Below are 14,574 nucleotides of genomic sequence, written 5' to 3'. Positions count from 1 at the left end.
AAAGGCCGATTTCCCGTCATTATCTTTCATTTGTTTTCATTTTCTCTGTTTTTCACTGCCCAGCGTTCCGGAGGGCCTGCACATCCGCTCCCCTCGCGGCGGCCACTATTTCCGCCATAACGGAGACAGCGATCTCCTCTGGGGTTTCCGCTCCGATGGGGAGTCCCACGGGCTGGAAGATACCGTCCAGGAATTCCGGGGAGACTCCCTGGCCGAGAAGGCGCTCCCGGACGAAGGCGATCTTGCGCCGCGACCCGATCATGCCCATGTAGGCCGCCTCCCTGCCCTCCAGGAGCTTCACCACGTCGGCATCCAGGGCATGGCCCCTGGTCACGATGACCGCGTAGGTGTCCCCGTGAAAGACGGGCATCCTGCCGGGCAGTTCCTCCAGGGAACAGCAGAGGGTTTTTCCCCAGGGAATGTGTTCCGGGTTTGCGAACTCCTCCCGTTCGTCCCAGACTGTGACGGCAAACCCGGTCATGTCGCCGAGCCTGGCGATGGCCCTTCCCACATGCCCGCCGCCGAAGATCACGAGCTCTCTCCGTCTGCCGACCACCTCGAGGTAGATTCCCATGGAGCCGCCGCAGGCCGCACCTTCGAGAGCCGCCTCCGTGGCTGACAGTGTTTCCCTGTACACCAGGGAACCGGTGCCTTTTTTCAGGAGCTCCAGGGCCTTTTCGATCACCCGGTGCTCGGTGACGCCTCCTCCGACGGTTCCTTCAATAGCCCCGCCGGGGAAGACGAGCATGGATGAACCGGTGCTCCTCGGTGTGGAGCCCGATTCCTCCACCACCATGCAGAGGACCGCAGCCTGCCCTTTGTCGTAGAGTCCGGCGAGGCGCCGGGAAATCACGCTGTCCATTCTTCTTCCTCCTTCCGGCGGCGGATGACGCCTCCTCCTGCCACCCGTCCTTCCTTATCGTACACCACAAGCCTCTGCCCGGGCGCCGGGGCGAAATGAGGCTCCTCAAACCGGACAATGAGCCCGCCCCCCTCGCATTCCAGAACGGTGAGGGCAACGGGTTCCCCTCGTGACCGGGTCTTTCCGAAAAGGGCCGCGCCGGGAACAAGCAGGTCCGGAAGAAGAACATTCGTCTCTTCCGCCCTGACCATCCTGCGGAAAGCCCGTTCCCTGGGGCCCACCACCACGAGGTTCTTTTCTCCGTCGATCCCGAGCACGTACAGTCCCTCCCGGGAGGCGATGCCGAGCCCTTTCCTCTGCCCCACGGTGAAGTTGGACACTCCGCCGTGGGTACCCAGGGGAGCGCCCCTCTCGTCCACGATAAGCCCGGGCCGGGAGGAACCGTCGCCGATGATGCGCCGGTAGTCGCCCTCGCCGGCGAAGCAGATTTCCATGCTTTCCCTTTTTTCCGCCACGGAAAGCTTCGCCTCCCGGGCAAGTTCTCTGACCTCTTCCTTGCTCCGGTCCCCGAGGGGGAGGAAGAGGTTCGGAAGCCGATCCCTCCGGATCCCGTAGAGGAAGTAGCTCTGGTCCTTGGAGACATCCTTCCCCCTGGCGAGGGCACAGCCGCCCCCGGAGCGGAGAACCCGGGCGTAATGGCCCGTGGCGAGGGATACGGGACCGAAGGCTTCCTCCACTGCATCCCAGAGGCGGCCGAACTTCAGGCCGGCGTTGCAGTCGGCACAGGGATTGGGAGTTTCACCGGCGAGATAGCTTTCCACGAAGGGGGAGATGACCGATTCCCGGAATTCCTCCTCCAGGTCGGCGATATAGTGGGGTATGGAAAGGGAAAGGGCCACCTCAGCGGCGTCCCTGCCGCAGCATGACCGGGAGGACCCGCCGTCCTGGCCGGGTATTCTCATGGTGAGCCCCGCCACGTGCCATCCCTCTTTTTTCAGGAGCCACGCCGTAACGGAGCTGTCCACGCCACCGCTCATCAAGACCACCACCGACCGGGGACCGAAGGACGGCGAAGGGGATGAGAAGCCTGTTGAAGGGCGTATGTTCATTTTTTCCTCCGGGGCTGATTGGATTGAATTCCTTTCTCGTGTAGTATAGGGAAAAGGGGGAAACCCTACAAGGGAGACTCTCCGCCCCCTCGCTGGGGCTGGGCGTCACATTCGGGAGGAGAAAGCCATGAACACTTCGGCAGAACAGAGAACGGAACGCCTGACGGCTATTCTGCGGGAACTGGGGAAGGCCGCCGTCGCTTTTTCGGGAGGGGCGGACAGCACGCTCCTCGCCGCCGCCGCCGCAAAAGCCCTGGGGGACAATGCCGTGGCCGTGACTGCCGCCTCGCCCACCCTTCCCGCATGGGAGCTGGAGGACGCAGAACGGTTCGCCGCCCGTCTCGGCATACGGCACGTGGTCCTGCCCGTCTCGGAACTGAACTGCCCCGAGTTCGTCAGGAACGACGGCGAACGCTGCTACCACTGCAAGAAATACCGTTTCGAGCTGCTCTGCCGCTGGGCCGGAGAACAGGGCATTCCCTGGGTGATCGAGGGATCGAATACCGACGACCTGGAGGATTACCGGCCCGGGATGAGGGCGGTGGAAGAAATCGACATGGTGAGAAGTCCCCTTCTCGAGGCGGGATTTTCCAAGGCAGACATACGGGGACTTTCCAGGGAATGGGGCCTTCCGTCCTGGGAGAAACCCGCTGCTGCATGCCTTGCGAGCAGGATAGCCTACGGCACCCCCATCACCGCGGAGAATCTCCGCCAGGTCGAACAGGCGGAGGACATCGTCCGGTCCTGCTGTCCCCCCAATGTCCAGATCAGGGTACGCCATCACGGCACCCTCGCAAGGATCGAGGCGGCGCCGCAGGTCCTTTCCCTGCTCGCCGAACCGGAAAGGGCGGCCGGGATTGCCGCCTCCCTCGCCGCCCTCGGATTTGACTGGGTTACCCTGGATCTTGCCGGCTACCGTATGGGCAGCATGAACGATCTACTTGCAGATCGCCGAGACCGTTCCGGGAGCGACCCACTGGCCGTTGACATAGATCTCCAGGCTGCACGTCCCGATAGAGAAGAAACACAGGGAGGCTGACGTCTTTCCTTCGCCTTCGAGCTTCCTGAAGAGGGGGTATTTCCGGATGCGGTCCAGCTGCCTGACTCCTGCCGCCCTGGCGGCCTCCTCCACGTCCGCACCGTCGAAATGCTCCTCTCCCAGCCAGAGGCGGAGTCCTTCCGTGTCCAGGTGCTCCGGATGCCTGGTCGCCTTGACGGCGCCGCAGTCCGTATGGGCCAGTACCACCACGTTTTTCACCCCCAGGTGCAGGAGGGCGTAATCAAGGGCGGCCGCCACGGAAGGCTCGTCGGTCCGTGCCAGGTTGCCCACGTTCCTGAGCACGAAAAGTTCCCCGGGCCGGGCGTCGAAAATGTCCTCCGGAACGATCCTGCTGTCGGAGCATGTGATGACGAGAGAGTGAGGAGCCTGCCCGGAGCAGAGGGCGCAATAGGCGTCCCTGTCGGCCCGCTCACGGAACCGGCCGTATCCCTGAAGAAGAGTGTCCATGAAGGTAACAGCAACCTTTCTCGAAATGAAGTCGTTTCCCTACCTGGGTTCGGGTAGAAACTGGAGGGAGGCAGAGTTGATGCAGTACCGCATCCCCGTGGGCGGAGGCCCGTCGCTGAACAGGTGCCCCAGGTGGGCGTCGCAGCGGGCGCACAGGATTTCGGTCCGGATCATGCCGTAGGAAAAGTCCCTTTTTTCCGTTATGGGGGCGTGTTCCAGGGCAGCGGTAAAACTGGGCCAGCCCGACCCGGAATCGAACTTGTCCCTGGAGGAAAAGAGCTCCGCACCGCAGCAGACGCAGGCATAGGTACCCTTTTCATGGAAGTCCCAGTATTTCCCGGAAAAAGGCGGTTCCGTCCCCTTCAGCCGCGTGACATGAAACTGTTCGGGGGTGAGGAGGGCCTTCCATTCCGCCTCCGTCTTCTCCACCCTGTCGGGGACGGCCGCGGAACATTCCCGGGCCGGAACCAGGAGGAGAACTCCCGCCAGAACAAGCAGGACGGCGTTCATGACCACCCTCCTACAGACTCCGGACATAGTCCATGTATTCCCGTATGCCCTTCGCATTGGTCCAGGAAATGTTGAATCTCTGCCGGACCTGCAGGCCCTTCTCTCCCCTGGAGAGGACCTGGCAGCTGAAGTCGTTGTCGGAAAAAACGAGGTCGAACTTGAAATGGGTTTCGAACCGGTCGTCCATGGCTAGCAGCTTGTCGTCGTCTGTAAAGTACAGCACAAGTCCTCTCTCTTCCATGTTCTGCCGGATGAAACGGGTGATGATAGCGGATACATGCTCCATTGAGAAATATCCTCCCCTCCCCGGTTACGGGAAATGTACCCTTATTTTACGCCATCGACGGAAAAAGACCATGGGGCAAATCGAAAATCAGTCAAAAAGTGGTTCATTCCGTGTTCTCCCCTGTCAACGCCCGGGACGGGCACGGCGCTCTCGCGGATTTACCGGTGTTCTTCAGCCGGAACATATACCCCAGCCTGGTATGCAGTGGTATAATGCGATATAAAAAAGGAGGCGGAAAAATGAATCGTCAAAACTGGCGGAAAGCTCTCCTGGCCCTCGCAGTGCTCTCGCTCCCGGTGACCATGTTTTACCTCTCTCCCCTGCTGACCCTGCAGGGGGCCGCGAAGGGGATCGTGACTTCGAGCCTGATCTTCGTGGTTCTCTCGGCGGTGCTCGCCTTTTTCACCGGAAGGGTCTTCTGCGGGTGGATCTGCCCGGGGGGCGCCGTGCAGGAAATTCTGTTCCCGGCCAATGACAGGAGAGTCCCAGGAGGCCGGCTGGACCTGATCAAGTACGGCATCGCCGCCCTCTGGCTCGCCGCCCTGGTCCTTTTCTTCGCGAAGGCGGGCGGAATTCTTTCCGTGCAGCCTCTCTTCGGCATCGAAGGAGGCCTTTCCCTTGCCACCCCGGTATCATACCTCATGTTTTACGTGGCCATGGGGGGAATGGCAGCCCTTTCTCTTGTTATGGGACGGCGCCCCTTCTGCCATTACGGATGCCTTCTGGCCCCCTTCATGACGGCCGGGCGCTTCGCCGCCCGCGTCTCGGGGACACCGCACCTCCATCTCGAGGCGGAGAGCGACAGGTGCATCGACTGCAGGCTCTGTACAAAAAACTGTCCCATGAGCCTGGACGTGAACGCCATGGTCCGTCGGGAAGAAATGTTCTCCCCGGAATGCATCTCCTGCGGTGCCTGCGTGGACGTCTGTCCCAAAAAGGTAATCTCCTTCTCCTGGGGAGCGATGAAGAAAACCCCTTCTAGATAAGAACCATACAGGCCAGCCCCGTCGCGAGGCTGGCGAGAGTGACGGGCACGCCCACCCGGGCGTGCCCCTTCCAGTCGAAGGGGATCCCCATCCGCTCCGCCTCCCCGGCGACAATGATGTTGGCGATGCTCCCCACGATGAGCAGGTTCCCGGCAAAGGTGCTTGACACGGCAAGAATATACCCTGCCCCCGGAATGTCCCGGACCAGGGGCAGAAGAAGCATGACCGCCGGAACGTTTGACACCAGGTTCGACAGGACGGTGGTCACCCCGTAGAGCCGGGAGGGGGAGGCAAGGGACATCCCGAGCCGGGAAAGGCCGTCCTTCATTATTTCGAGCCCTCCCGCCGCCTCGAAGGCCCCGTTCACCACGAACAGCCCCAGGAACAGGGCGAGAAGCTGCCAGTCCACCGTGTCCAGGGTCCGTCTCGACGCCATGGTACGGCTCAGCAGAAGGACTCCCGCCGCCCCGAGAGCCACGAGGTCCCGGGGAAGGGAGGTGAAGAGAAAGAGGAGCACCACCGTACAGAGTATGATTCCCCCCTTCGCGGTCTGCCAGGCGTTGAAGGGCCGCTCCGGTTCCTCCTTTGCCGCCATGGGAAGAAGAAATTTTCCCCGGAAGAGCAGGAGGACGATACCCTGGAGAAAGAGCAGTGAAACCGCTGTCGGCAGGGCCGCAAAGACCAGGTATCCCCCGAAGGACAGGTTGAGGTACTGGCCGATGAGCATGTTCTGGGGATTGCCGATGAGGGTCAGCGCCGAGCCGATGTTGGCGGCGCAGGCCAGGGCAAGGAAAAAGGGAAGGGGGTTCAGCCCCCTGCGGATGCACCCCCGGCCTAGTACAGGCGTCATGGCGAGGCAGACCACGTCGTTGGTCAGGAGAGCGGACAGCACCCCCGACACGAGAATAACCGCGCCGAGGAGCGCCCCGGGAGAAACGGGGAGGCCGGCGATGCGCCGCGAGACCTCCGAGTAGAACCCCCCGAGCCGGAACTGGGCGGAGATCACCATGAAGCCGAAAAGAAGCAGAATCGTTGACACGTCGATACCCGACCTTCCCCCCTCCAGGGACGCATGGCCCGATGCGAGGAGGGCGATGGCCCCCAGCACCACGATGCCCGTCCGGTCGAGGGCCAGCCTGGGCAGGCGGCCGAAGATCATGCCGAGATAGACGAGGATGAAGACAACGAAAACGAACGTGCTGTTTCCCATGGGGTCCGCCTCCCGTGCCGGACGGTTTTTTGAAGGAATGAGGGGCCGCATGCCCCCGACGAATGGCAATTATACTCCTTCCGCACAAAGAAGAAAGGGTGCCGCCTTCTCCGGAGCCCCGACTTCGCGGCATTGAATTGAAGTGAAAAGTCTGTCATTGCCAACCTTGACACTCCTCCGGAAAGAAGGTACTATCCTCTGCAATATTCAGACAGGCACCTCGCCGGAAAGGAGGGTACATAATGAGAGTTTCTCGGTCTTCCCTTGTTCTGCTCCTCGTCCTCGTACTTATCATTATTGGCGGTCCCCCTTCCGGTGGGCTCGGCACATAAGCCGTAGACCAGACACCGGAACCGGGGACCGCTTTCAAAGGGGTCCCCGGTTTTTTTGTTGCCGGTTTTCGGCCTGTCATTATCTTTTTTATTCCTGAAGGGAGATGCAGAAAATGGAAAAAAAGCACACCGGCACCATGGAAACGGAAGGACATTGCGAGTTTTACCGCCGGGACGACCGGCACCTCAACGGCATGTTTTCAGTCAGCTGGAGGGGGCCCTTTGAAGGCTTTTCCGCTGCACGGAAGGTTGAGTCTCCTGAACCCGCCTCCTTTGCGCCGTCTGAAATGCGGTGGAGAGGCCCCTTCGAAGGGCTCCGCTAGAGAATCGAGCAGGACGGGGAGCCCCGCAGTGTGCGGGGCTCCCCGTGTATTTCTACCGTCCTGCATCCGGGTGCCTGAAGCAGGACAGGAGATGATCGTTCACAAGTCCCGTGGCCTGCATGTGGGCATAGGCTATGACCGGTCCGAAAAACACGAACCCCTCCCGCTTCATGGCCTTGCTGATCTTCTCAGCCAATGGGGTGACCGCCGGAATTTCTTCAATGCTTTTCCACCGGTTGATCACAGGTTCCCCGTCCACAAACCCCCAAAGGAAGGAAGACAGGGATTTCCCCCTCTCCCGGAGCCGGAGAAAGGCCCTGGCGTTTTTAACCGCCCCCTCGATCTTTCTTCTGTTCCGGATAATTCCGGAATCTCCGAGCAGGGCCGCGATCTTTCGCCCGTCGTAACGGGCTATTTTATCCGGGTCGAATCCGTCGAAAGCCCGCCTGTACCCCTCACGCCTCCGGAGAATGGTGATCCAGGAGAGGCCGGCCTGAGCCCCCTCGAGGAGAAGGAATTCGAACAGCTTCCCGTCGTCTGTGACGGGCGTACCCCACTCTTCGTCATGGTAGGCCACATAGAGGGGATCGGAGCCCGGCCAGGGACACCGGGGGAGCGAACCGTCCGCCATGGCTCAGCCGTGGTGATGGGCGTGGTGTTCCACCAGTTCGTCGTGGCTCTCCTCTTCCCAGACCGGAAGGCCCCGGTTTCTCCTGTAGTTGTTAATGGCGGCGTGGATAGCCTCCTCGGCGAGAACGGAACAGTGCATCTTCACCGGCGGAAGACCGTCGAGCGCCTCTGCCACCGCCTTATTGGTAAGGTTCCAGGCCTCCTCCACCGTTTTCCCCTTCACCAGTTCCGTGGCCATGCTCGACGACGCTATGGCCGAGGCACAGCCGAAGGTCTTGAACCGGATGTCCGTAATGACGTCGTTCTCCACCCGCAGGTAGATCTTCATGATGTCGCCGCACTTGGGATTCCCCGCCTGCCCGACTCCGTCAGGATTCTCTATCTCTCCCACGTTCCTGGGGTTCTGGAAATGGTCCAACACTTTTTCGCTGTACATGGAATCACCTTCCTCCTTCTGCGCTCTTAAGGTAGTCCTCCCAGAGGGGAGACATCTCCCGTCGGTGTTTCACGATCCCGGGAAGGGTCGAGAGAACATACCGGATATCTTCTTCCGTGGTTTCCTCGCCGAGGGTGAGGCGGAGGGAACCGTGGGCCTGTTCATGGGACAGGCCGATGGCCATGAGCACGTGGGAGGGATCCAGGGATCCCGAAGAACAGGCGCTGCCCGTGGACCCGTAGATTCCCGCCCCGTCGAGGTCGAGGAGAAGGGTTTCCCCTTCGATACCGATGAAGCTGAAGTTGGCGTTGTTCGGAAGACGCTCTCCGGAAGGCGCCCCGTTCAGTTTCGCGTGGGGGATGGTCTTCATCACGCCCTCCACCAGCATGTCCCGCAGCCTGCCGATCCGCGCCGGGGCCGTATCCATCCTGCCGGACGTCAGCTCGATGGCGGCACCCAGGCCGACGATCCCGGCCACGTTCTCCGTGGTGGCCCGCCGCCCTCTTTCCTGTCCCCCGCCGTGCATGAAGTTGTCGATCCTGACACCCTTCCGGATGTAGAGGGCGCCGACGCCCTTGGGTCCGTAAAACTTATGGGCCGAAAGGGACAGGAGATCGATGTTCATGGCCTTAACGTCGATGGGGACATGGGCCACAGCCTGAACCGCGTCCGTATGGAACAGGATCCCCTTTTCCCGGCAGAAGGTGCCGATCTCCGCCACGGGCTGCAGCGTCCCGATCTCGTTGTTGGCGAACATCACCGACACGAGAATTGTTTTGTCCGTCACGGCCTTTTTCAGCTCGTCCAGGCTGATGCGGCCTTCGGCGTCCACATCGAGAAAGGTCACGTCAAAGCCGTTCTCCTGGAGGAACTGGGCCGTATGGAGCACGGCATGATGCTCTATCTTCGTGGTGATCACATGGTTGCCCTTTGAACGGTTTCTCCACGCCGCACCTTTCAGAGCCCAGTTGTCCGCCTCGGTCCCGCCGCTGGTGAAATAAATTTCTTCCTTCGATGCGCCCAGCACGTCCGCGACTTTCTGCCGGGCAGCGTCGATGGCCTTCCTGTTCCTTTCGGAAAAAGAATAGATGGACGAAGGGTTTCCGAAGGATTCGGTAAAATAGGGCCCCATGGCGGAAACCACTTCGGGCGCCGTAAAGGTTGTTGCGGCATAATCGAGATAAACCTGCCTAGACATTCCGGGTTGCTCCTTTCTTCGGCTTCAGCCGTTCGCCACGCCGGGCGCGTCTTCTTTCCCGCTCCCGCACTTGTTTACAAGGTCGAAAAGGGTGGTATCTTCCAGAATTCCGTCAATGCTGTCCTTGAGCCTGCTCCAGAGATCGTGGGTGGCGCAGGACCCCTTGTTCCTGCATCCTCCGGAGCTGAGGCAGTCGGCGAAGGTGATGTCACCCTCGAGAGCCTCAACCACGGAAGCGACGGTCACCTCCCGGGGGTTCCTCTGGAGCACGTAGCCTCCCTGGGCTCCCCGGACGCTGGAAATGATGTTCTTTCGCCGCAGCTTGATGAAAAGCTGTTCCAGGTATTTTTCCGAAACCTGCTGTTCCTTCGCGATTTCTCCCACTGGAACGGCGCGGTCCCCGTCGTACCGTTCGGCCATATACAGAAGGGCCCTGAGGCCGTACCTCGTCTTGGTGGAGAGTTTCATTTTTTATCACATCCCCTGCCTGTATGTTCCGGAGAGAAGATACTATATCCTACTAATTTTGTCAACTTTATGCGGACTTTCATTTTCGGACCAAAATCCCGTTGAAAAGTCGAGGGCCAGGGGATACTATTGTCTTGAGCGAAATCAGCAGTTTTTTCCAAATTTCACGTGAGACGGGAGTGTTCGCCATGTTCAGAAAATGTTCCCTTGCCTGCCTTCTTCTGATGGTTCTGTGTGCCTTCTCCGGAAGCGCCTGGGCAAAACCGAGAATCGCCATCCTCGAGTTCGAGGACAAGAGCGGTGCCGGCGCCCCGGGTGAAGCCGTGGCGGACATGCTCACCACGGAACTCTTCAACACCAATGAATTCACGATTCTTGAACGGCAGCGCATCGATGCCGTTCTGTCTGAGCAGGGGCTGGCCTCCGACGGGTTTGTGGACGGGGCGACGGCCGCGAAGATGGGAAAACTCCTCGGCGTGGACTTCCTCATTACGGGAGCTATAACCCAGTTCAAGACCGAAACTGCCGGAGGCGTGGTGCCTCTCCCCATCGGCAGCTTCGGAGGAGTGGCCGTAGGCAGCCATACGGCCTATGTCACCCTTGATGTACGGGCAGTCAGCACCACCACCGGGGAAATTCTGCTCGCCGTCCGGGAGCAGGGGGCTGCCAACGCCACGGTGGGAGGAGTGGCCGCCTACGGCGCCGCTTTCGGCGGAGGCAAAACCGGCGGAGTGCTGGCCTCGGCAACCTACAAGGTGGTCACGAAAATCGTGCCCCGTATTTCCGCCCTCAGGGACAAGGCTGCCGAAGCGGCATCCGACGCCGTCTTCAACGTCATCGAAGGGGGCAACGTCATGGTGGCAGTGGACGCGGGAGCGTCGTCCGGCATCAAGGTCGGCCAGTACCTCGCCGCTTTTAAGGAAGGCAAAGTGCTCAAGGACATGCAGGGAAACGTCCTCGATGCCGAGAAGATCTACACGGCGGTGCTCGTGGTGAGGGAAGTGAAGCCGAAATACTCGAAGTGCGAGGTCATACGGGCCCTGAAGCCTCTTTCCCGGGGAGAGAAGGCCGAGTTCCTCAAGGGAAGTCCTGAAGATCTTCCCATAGGGAAATAACGGAAAAAGCATCAGGAAGAGCCCGCCGGGGGATATCCGGCGGGCTCTTCCCTGCTTGTGGGAACGTCTTATGAAAGGGCCCGGGTGGTCTTTCCGCCTCCGTGGGCTCCCCCGAGATATGCCGCCTTGATGTCGGCGTTGGCGAGAAGCTCCTCCGACGGGCCTTCCTGGACCATGTGCCCCGTCTGGAGGACATATCCCCTGTGGGAAAGGAGAAGGGCCTGGCGGGCGTTCTGTTCCACCAGCAGGATGGTGACCCCTTCGTTGTTGATCCTCCGGAGCTCCTTGAAGATATCCCTGATGATGATGGGAGCCAGTCCGAGAGAGGGTTCGTCAAGAAGCAGGACCTTCGGCCTGGCCATCAGGGCCCGGCCTATGGCGAGCATCTGTTGTTCTCCGCCGGAAAGGGTGCCGGCGTACTGGCCGATCCGTTCCTTCAGCCTCGGGAAGAGGGAAAAAACCCATTCCAGGTCATCCTCGACCTTCCTGTCGCTTCCCCTCGGGAACGCCCCCATCCGAAGATTTTCGAGGACGGTGAGGGGGGCAAAGACCTTCCGTCCCTCGGGGCTCAGGGAAATACCCTGCTGGACGACCCTGTAGCTCTTCGCCTCGAGGGGGACTCCGGCGAGGAGCACTTCCCCCTTCTCCCGGCGTACCATGGCCATAATGGCGTTCATGAGGGTCGACTTTCCTGCGCCGTTGGAACCGATAACGCTGACGATCTCACCCTCGAACACCTTCAGGGACACGCCTGAAAGGGCCTTGATCGCCCCGTAGCTGACGTGAAGGTCCTTTACTTCGAGGAGGACTTTTCTTTCCGCGGTCCCGGTCATTCGTCTTCCTCCTCTCCGAGATAGGCCTTGAGCACTTCGGGGTGGTTCTGAACCTCCCGGGGCGTTCCCTCGGCGATCTTTGCCCCGAAGTTCATGCATATGATGTGGGGACAGATTTCCATCACGAGGTCCATGTGATGCTCTATGACGAGGATGGTCAGGGCGAAATCCCTGTGGATGTCCTGAATAAGGAGGTTCAGGGAAGCCACTTCCTCCGCGTTCATGCCTGCCGCAGGCTCGTCGAGCAGAAGAAGTTCCGGATCCAGGGCGAGGGCCCTGGCGATCTCGAGCCTCCGCTGGTAGCCGTAGGGAAGGGTCCCAGCCGCCTGCCCGGCCCTGTCCGCCAGGCCCACCCGCTCAAGGAGAGTCATGCTTTTTTCCCGGATCTCCCGCTCCTTTGAGCGCCACCTGCCGAGATGCGTGATGCCCTCCACGAAGGTATAGGGCACGTGGTGCTGTGCCGCGGTCATCACGTTCTCCAGGACCGTGGAGCGCTGGAAGAGGCGAAGATTCTGGAATGTCCTGGCCACTCCCCGTGCCGTGACCTGGAAGGTCTTCAGCGGAACGAGGTTTTCTCCCTTGAAAAGTATGCTTCCTTCGTCCGGGTCATACACACCGGTGATCAGATTGAACACCGTGGTCTTTCCCGCTCCGTTGGGGCCCATGAGGCCTGCGAGCTCTCCCTTCTCCATGGAGAAGGTCATTTTGCTCACTGCCTGAACGCCGCCGAAATTCTTGGTTACGCCGGAAAGTTCGAAGAATGAGCTCATCATGCACGCCTCCGGAAGGGCGCCTTCACCCAGGAGAGGAATTCACGGTTGCCCATGATTCCCTCGGGGCGAAGGACCATGATAATGACGAGGACCGCTCCGTATATCAGCATGCGGTACTGGGAAATGGGACGGAAAAGTTCCGTCACCAGGGTGATCACCGCTGTTCCCAGGAGCGACCCGCTCATGGACCCCAGTCCGCCGAAGACCACCACGGCGGTGAGCTCCGTGGACTTGAGCATGTCGAACATGACGGGCTGGATGAAGGAGAGGAATCCTCCGAGCAGGGCTCCGGCCACTCCGCAGTAGAAAGCGGAGATCATGAGACTGAGCACCCGTATCCGTGCCGTGTGGAAACCCAGGAGGGACGAAGCGATGTGGTCATCCCGGCAGGCCTTGCAGGCCCGGCCGAAACGGCTGTTGATAAGGTTGAACATGAAGACCGCCAGCACCACGAAAAAGGCCAGGGCCACGGGCAGGGTGGTGTAGGGATCGATCCCGGGGTATCCCCGGGCACCTCTGGTAACAGACTGCCAGTTCTCCAGGATGAGGCGGATGGCTTCGCCGAGGCCGATGGAGGCGATGGCGTAATAGTCGCCCATGAGCTTCAGGGTGGGAACGCCTATGAAGTAGGCGACGGCCACGGCCACAACCCCTCCCAGGAGGATGGCGGGAAGCCAGTGGATGTCGTGCTGCACCGTCAGGATGGCGGTTGTGTAGGCTCCGAGGGCCATGTAGGCCGCGTGGCCGAGGGAGAATATCCCCGTGAAGCCGGTCAGGAGGGAAACGCCCATGGCGGCGATGGCGTTGATGCAGAGGAGGATGAGAATACCTTCAGTATATCCGGACATAGTGGGCGTCACCTACACTTTCTCGCTGACGCTCTTCCCGAAAAGCCCTGTGGGCTTGACGAGCAGGGTAACCACCAGCATGGAAAACACAACCAGGTCCCTCATCTGGCTCGAGATGAACCCGGCGGTCAGCATCTCCGCAAGTCCCAGGATCAGGCTGCCCACCACCGCTCCGGGCAGGGAGCCGAGGCCGCCGATCACCGCGGCGACAAAAGCCTTGATGGTGATGGCCCCGAGCTGGGGATACAGGGTATAGCGCACGGAAAGGAAAATGCCCCCGACAGCCGCAAGGGCTCCGGCGACGAAAAAGACGATGGAGATCAGCAGGTTCACGTTCACTCCCATGAGGCCGGCGGTCCGCAGGTCATAGGCCGCCGCCCGTATGGCGAGGCCCCACCTGGTTTTCGAGAGAAAAAGCTGCAGTGCGCCGAGGAAAACCACCGCGGACACGAGAGAAAGGAGGTCGAAAGCGCTTGTGGTCGCCATTCCCATGAGATTGACCGGAGCCGTGGGAATGACGGGAGGAAGGGCCCGGAAGCGGCCTCCCGCCACAATGACGAAAATGTTTTCGATGACGATGCTCATGCCCATGGAGGCAATGAGAAGGTACAGCGTGACATTGGTCCGTTCACGGATGGGACGGTAGGCAAGCCGCTCGGTGAGGACTGCGGCAAGCCCTGCCCCCGCGAGGGCCAGGGCCCCGGACATCCAGATCCCCGTTCCGAAGGTACGAAGCGTGCCGTAGCATATGTAGCCTCCGATAACGAGAAAACCGCCGTGAGCGAAATTGGAAAATAAAAGGATGGAATACACGAGAGAATAGCCAACGGCGATAAGTGCGTAGACCGACCCCAGGGAAAGGCCGTTGATGATCTGCTGGATCAGCGTCGCCAAAGACGGATCACCCCTTTCACGTATTGATGAGGGCGAACGGGGGTTCGCCCTCATCAGTTCCAACTATAGCATATTTGCGTTTTTCGGTATACTGTATTTTCCGAATCTACAGTCTGCCGGTCTACGGCTTGATCTTCGTGAAGAACTGTCCCTTGCCTCCCTTGGCGATCAGCACCACGCCATCCTTGTCCACGGGGTTGTGGGTCGCGGGATCCATGGTGATCGTCGCATGGTGCAGCTTCAGGTCCTTCGTC

General features: G+C 60.5%; 18 protein-coding genes. 4 read left to right on the top strand and 14 right to left on the bottom strand.

Annotated elements, in window-relative coordinates:
• Positions 1–52 precede the first annotated feature (52 nt).
• Positions 53–862: an XdhC family protein gene (locus C8D99_RS13840; RefSeq protein WP_133959097.1), complete on the bottom strand. Its 810-nt coding sequence runs from the start codon at positions 860–862 to the stop codon at positions 53–55.
• Positions 850–1,971 (bottom strand): tRNA 2-thiouridine(34) synthase MnmA, encoded by a 1,122-nt coding sequence (gene mnmA / locus C8D99_RS13835; protein WP_133959096.1) that lies wholly within the window; start codon positions 1,969–1,971, stop codon positions 850–852. Before mnmA ends, C8D99_RS13840 begins: the two co-directional genes overlap by 13 nt.
• 127 nt (positions 1,972–2,098) lie before the next feature.
• Here mnmA and larE point away from each other — a divergent pair, with 127 nt between their 5' ends.
• Positions 2,099–3,010: an ATP-dependent sacrificial sulfur transferase LarE gene (gene larE / locus C8D99_RS13830; RefSeq protein ID WP_133959095.1), complete on the top strand. Its 912-nt coding sequence runs from the start codon at positions 2,099–2,101 to the stop codon at positions 3,008–3,010.
• On the opposite strand, the gene C8D99_RS13825 is transcribed toward larE, so the two are convergent.
• The 3 genes from C8D99_RS13825 to C8D99_RS13815 are packed head-to-tail and all read right to left on the bottom strand — an operon-like array spanning position 2,909 to position 4,274.
• Positions 2,909–3,478, bottom strand: a complete 570-nt coding sequence (locus C8D99_RS13825; RefSeq protein WP_133959094.1) for a carbonic anhydrase — start codon at positions 3,476–3,478, stop codon at positions 2,909–2,911. The genes larE and C8D99_RS13825 overlap by 102 nt on opposite strands.
• 39 nt (positions 3,479–3,517) lie before the next feature.
• Positions 3,518–3,988, bottom strand: coding sequence for a peptide-methionine (R)-S-oxide reductase MsrB (msrB, locus tag C8D99_RS13820; protein WP_133959093.1), 471 nt, complete (start codon positions 3,986–3,988; stop codon positions 3,518–3,520).
• Between the two features lie 10 nt (positions 3,989–3,998).
• Positions 3,999–4,274, bottom strand: coding sequence for a hypothetical protein (locus tag C8D99_RS13815; RefSeq protein ID WP_133959092.1), 276 nt, complete (start codon positions 4,272–4,274; stop codon positions 3,999–4,001).
• A gap of 239 nt (positions 4,275–4,513) precedes the next feature.
• Between C8D99_RS13815 and C8D99_RS13810 the strand changes: the two genes are divergently transcribed.
• Positions 4,514–5,260, top strand: a complete 747-nt coding sequence (locus C8D99_RS13810) for a 4Fe-4S binding protein (protein WP_166670205.1) — start codon at positions 4,514–4,516, stop codon at positions 5,258–5,260.
• Here C8D99_RS13810 and C8D99_RS13805 read toward each other — a convergent pair.
• Positions 5,253–6,470: an anion transporter gene (locus C8D99_RS13805; protein ID WP_133959090.1), complete on the bottom strand. Its 1,218-nt coding sequence runs from the start codon at positions 6,468–6,470 to the stop codon at positions 5,253–5,255. The genes C8D99_RS13810 and C8D99_RS13805 overlap by 8 nt on opposite strands.
• 445 nt (positions 6,471–6,915) lie before the next feature.
• Between C8D99_RS13805 and C8D99_RS13800 the strand changes: the two genes are divergently transcribed.
• Positions 6,916–7,125, top strand: a complete 210-nt coding sequence (locus tag C8D99_RS13800; RefSeq protein WP_133959089.1) for a hypothetical protein — start codon at positions 6,916–6,918, stop codon at positions 7,123–7,125.
• A gap of 52 nt (positions 7,126–7,177) precedes the next feature.
• Here C8D99_RS13800 and C8D99_RS13795 read toward each other — a convergent pair whose 3' ends face one another.
• From C8D99_RS13795 to C8D99_RS13780, 4 genes are read right to left on the bottom strand one after another with little or no spacing between them, the layout of a single operon-like run.
• A complete protein-coding gene (locus C8D99_RS13795; protein WP_133959088.1) occupies positions 7,178–7,756 on the bottom strand; it encodes a DNA-3-methyladenine glycosylase I in 579 nt (192 codons plus the stop codon).
• 3 nt (positions 7,757–7,759) lie between these two features.
• Complete coding sequence (nifU, locus tag C8D99_RS13790) at positions 7,760–8,191, bottom strand: Fe-S cluster assembly scaffold protein NifU (RefSeq protein ID WP_133959087.1); 432 nt, start codon at positions 8,189–8,191, stop codon at positions 7,760–7,762.
• 4 nt (positions 8,192–8,195) lie between these two features.
• Complete coding sequence (gene nifS, locus C8D99_RS13785; RefSeq protein ID WP_133959086.1) at positions 8,196–9,389, bottom strand: cysteine desulfurase NifS; 1,194 nt, start codon at positions 9,387–9,389, stop codon at positions 8,196–8,198.
• A 24-nt stretch (positions 9,390–9,413) separates the two neighbouring features.
• Entirely contained in the window at positions 9,414–9,857 is a 444-nt protein-coding gene (locus tag C8D99_RS13780) for an RrF2 family transcriptional regulator (protein WP_133959085.1), read from the bottom strand.
• A gap of 188 nt (positions 9,858–10,045) precedes the next feature.
• On the opposite strand from C8D99_RS13780, the gene C8D99_RS13775 reads away from it, so the two are divergent.
• On the top strand, positions 10,046–10,972 hold the full coding sequence (locus C8D99_RS13775; RefSeq protein ID WP_133959084.1) for a CsgG/HfaB family protein: 927 nt from the start codon (positions 10,046–10,048) through the stop codon (positions 10,970–10,972).
• Between the two features lie 68 nt (positions 10,973–11,040).
• Here C8D99_RS13775 and C8D99_RS13770 read toward each other — a convergent pair whose 3' ends face one another.
• From C8D99_RS13770 to C8D99_RS13755, 4 genes are read right to left on the bottom strand one after another with little or no spacing between them, the layout of a single operon-like run.
• On the bottom strand, positions 11,041–11,805 hold the full coding sequence (locus tag C8D99_RS13770; protein WP_133959083.1) for an ABC transporter ATP-binding protein: 765 nt from the start codon (positions 11,803–11,805) through the stop codon (positions 11,041–11,043).
• Complete coding sequence (locus C8D99_RS13765; RefSeq protein ID WP_133959082.1) at positions 11,802–12,575, bottom strand: ABC transporter ATP-binding protein; 774 nt, start codon at positions 12,573–12,575, stop codon at positions 11,802–11,804. The genes C8D99_RS13770 and C8D99_RS13765 overlap by 4 nt, the downstream gene beginning before the upstream one ends.
• Positions 12,575–13,426: a branched-chain amino acid ABC transporter permease gene (locus C8D99_RS13760; RefSeq protein WP_133959081.1), complete on the bottom strand. Its 852-nt coding sequence runs from the start codon at positions 13,424–13,426 to the stop codon at positions 12,575–12,577. The genes C8D99_RS13765 and C8D99_RS13760 overlap by 1 nt, the downstream gene beginning before the upstream one ends.
• A 12-nt stretch (positions 13,427–13,438) precedes the next feature.
• A complete protein-coding gene (locus C8D99_RS13755; RefSeq protein ID WP_208321197.1) occupies positions 13,439–14,320 on the bottom strand; it encodes a branched-chain amino acid ABC transporter permease in 882 nt (293 codons plus the stop codon).
• Between the last annotated feature and the right edge of the window lie 254 nt (positions 14,321–14,574).

This window comes from Aminivibrio pyruvatiphilus, assembly GCF_004366815.1.
Taxonomy (GTDB): domain Bacteria; phylum Synergistota; class Synergistia; order Synergistales; family Aminobacteriaceae; genus Aminivibrio; species Aminivibrio pyruvatiphilus.
The sequence above is the reverse complement of the archived record's forward strand: the minus strand, read 5'-3'. Positions and strand labels throughout refer to the sequence as shown.

Excerpts from the sequence above, each read along its gene's own strand:
- C8D99_RS13760 (WP_133959081.1), bottom strand. The coding sequence starts at position 13,426 with ATGTCCGGATATACTGAAGGTATTCTCATCCTCCTCTGCATCAACGCC.
- larE (WP_133959095.1), top strand. The coding sequence starts at position 2,099 with ATGAACACTTCGGCAGAACAGAGAACGGAACGCCTGACGGCTATTCTG.
- C8D99_RS13770 (WP_133959083.1), bottom strand. The coding sequence starts at position 11,805 with ATGACCGGGACCGCGGAAAGAAAAGTCCTCCTCGAAGTAAAGGACCTT.
- C8D99_RS13805 (WP_133959090.1), bottom strand. The coding sequence starts at position 6,470 with ATGGGAAACAGCACGTTCGTTTTCGTTGTCTTCATCCTCGTCTATCTC.
- C8D99_RS13775 (WP_133959084.1), top strand. The coding sequence starts at position 10,046 with ATGTTCAGAAAATGTTCCCTTGCCTGCCTTCTTCTGATGGTTCTGTGT.
- nifS (WP_133959086.1), bottom strand. The coding sequence starts at position 9,389 with ATGTCTAGGCAGGTTTATCTCGATTATGCCGCAACAACCTTTACGGCG.
- C8D99_RS13840 (WP_133959097.1), bottom strand. The coding sequence starts at position 862 with ATGGACAGCGTGATTTCCCGGCGCCTCGCCGGACTCTACGACAAAGGG.
- C8D99_RS13765 (WP_133959082.1), bottom strand. The coding sequence starts at position 12,575 with ATGAGCTCATTCTTCGAACTTTCCGGCGTAACCAAGAATTTCGGCGGC.
- C8D99_RS13815 (WP_133959092.1), bottom strand. The coding sequence starts at position 4,274 with ATGGAGCATGTATCCGCTATCATCACCCGTTTCATCCGGCAGAACATG.
- C8D99_RS13800 (WP_133959089.1), top strand. The coding sequence starts at position 6,916 with ATGGAAAAAAAGCACACCGGCACCATGGAAACGGAAGGACATTGCGAG.
- C8D99_RS13825 (WP_133959094.1), bottom strand. The coding sequence starts at position 3,478 with ATGGACACTCTTCTTCAGGGATACGGCCGGTTCCGTGAGCGGGCCGAC.
- C8D99_RS13810 (WP_166670205.1), top strand. The coding sequence starts at position 4,514 with ATGAATCGTCAAAACTGGCGGAAAGCTCTCCTGGCCCTCGCAGTGCTC.
- msrB (WP_133959093.1), bottom strand. The coding sequence starts at position 3,988 with ATGAACGCCGTCCTGCTTGTTCTGGCGGGAGTTCTCCTCCTGGTTCCG.
- nifU (WP_133959087.1), bottom strand. The coding sequence starts at position 8,191 with ATGTACAGCGAAAAAGTGTTGGACCATTTCCAGAACCCCAGGAACGTG.
- C8D99_RS13795 (WP_133959088.1), bottom strand. The coding sequence starts at position 7,756 with ATGGCGGACGGTTCGCTCCCCCGGTGTCCCTGGCCGGGCTCCGATCCC.
- mnmA (WP_133959096.1), bottom strand. The coding sequence starts at position 1,971 with ATGAACATACGCCCTTCAACAGGCTTCTCATCCCCTTCGCCGTCCTTC.
- C8D99_RS13780 (WP_133959085.1), bottom strand. The coding sequence starts at position 9,857 with ATGAAACTCTCCACCAAGACGAGGTACGGCCTCAGGGCCCTTCTGTAT.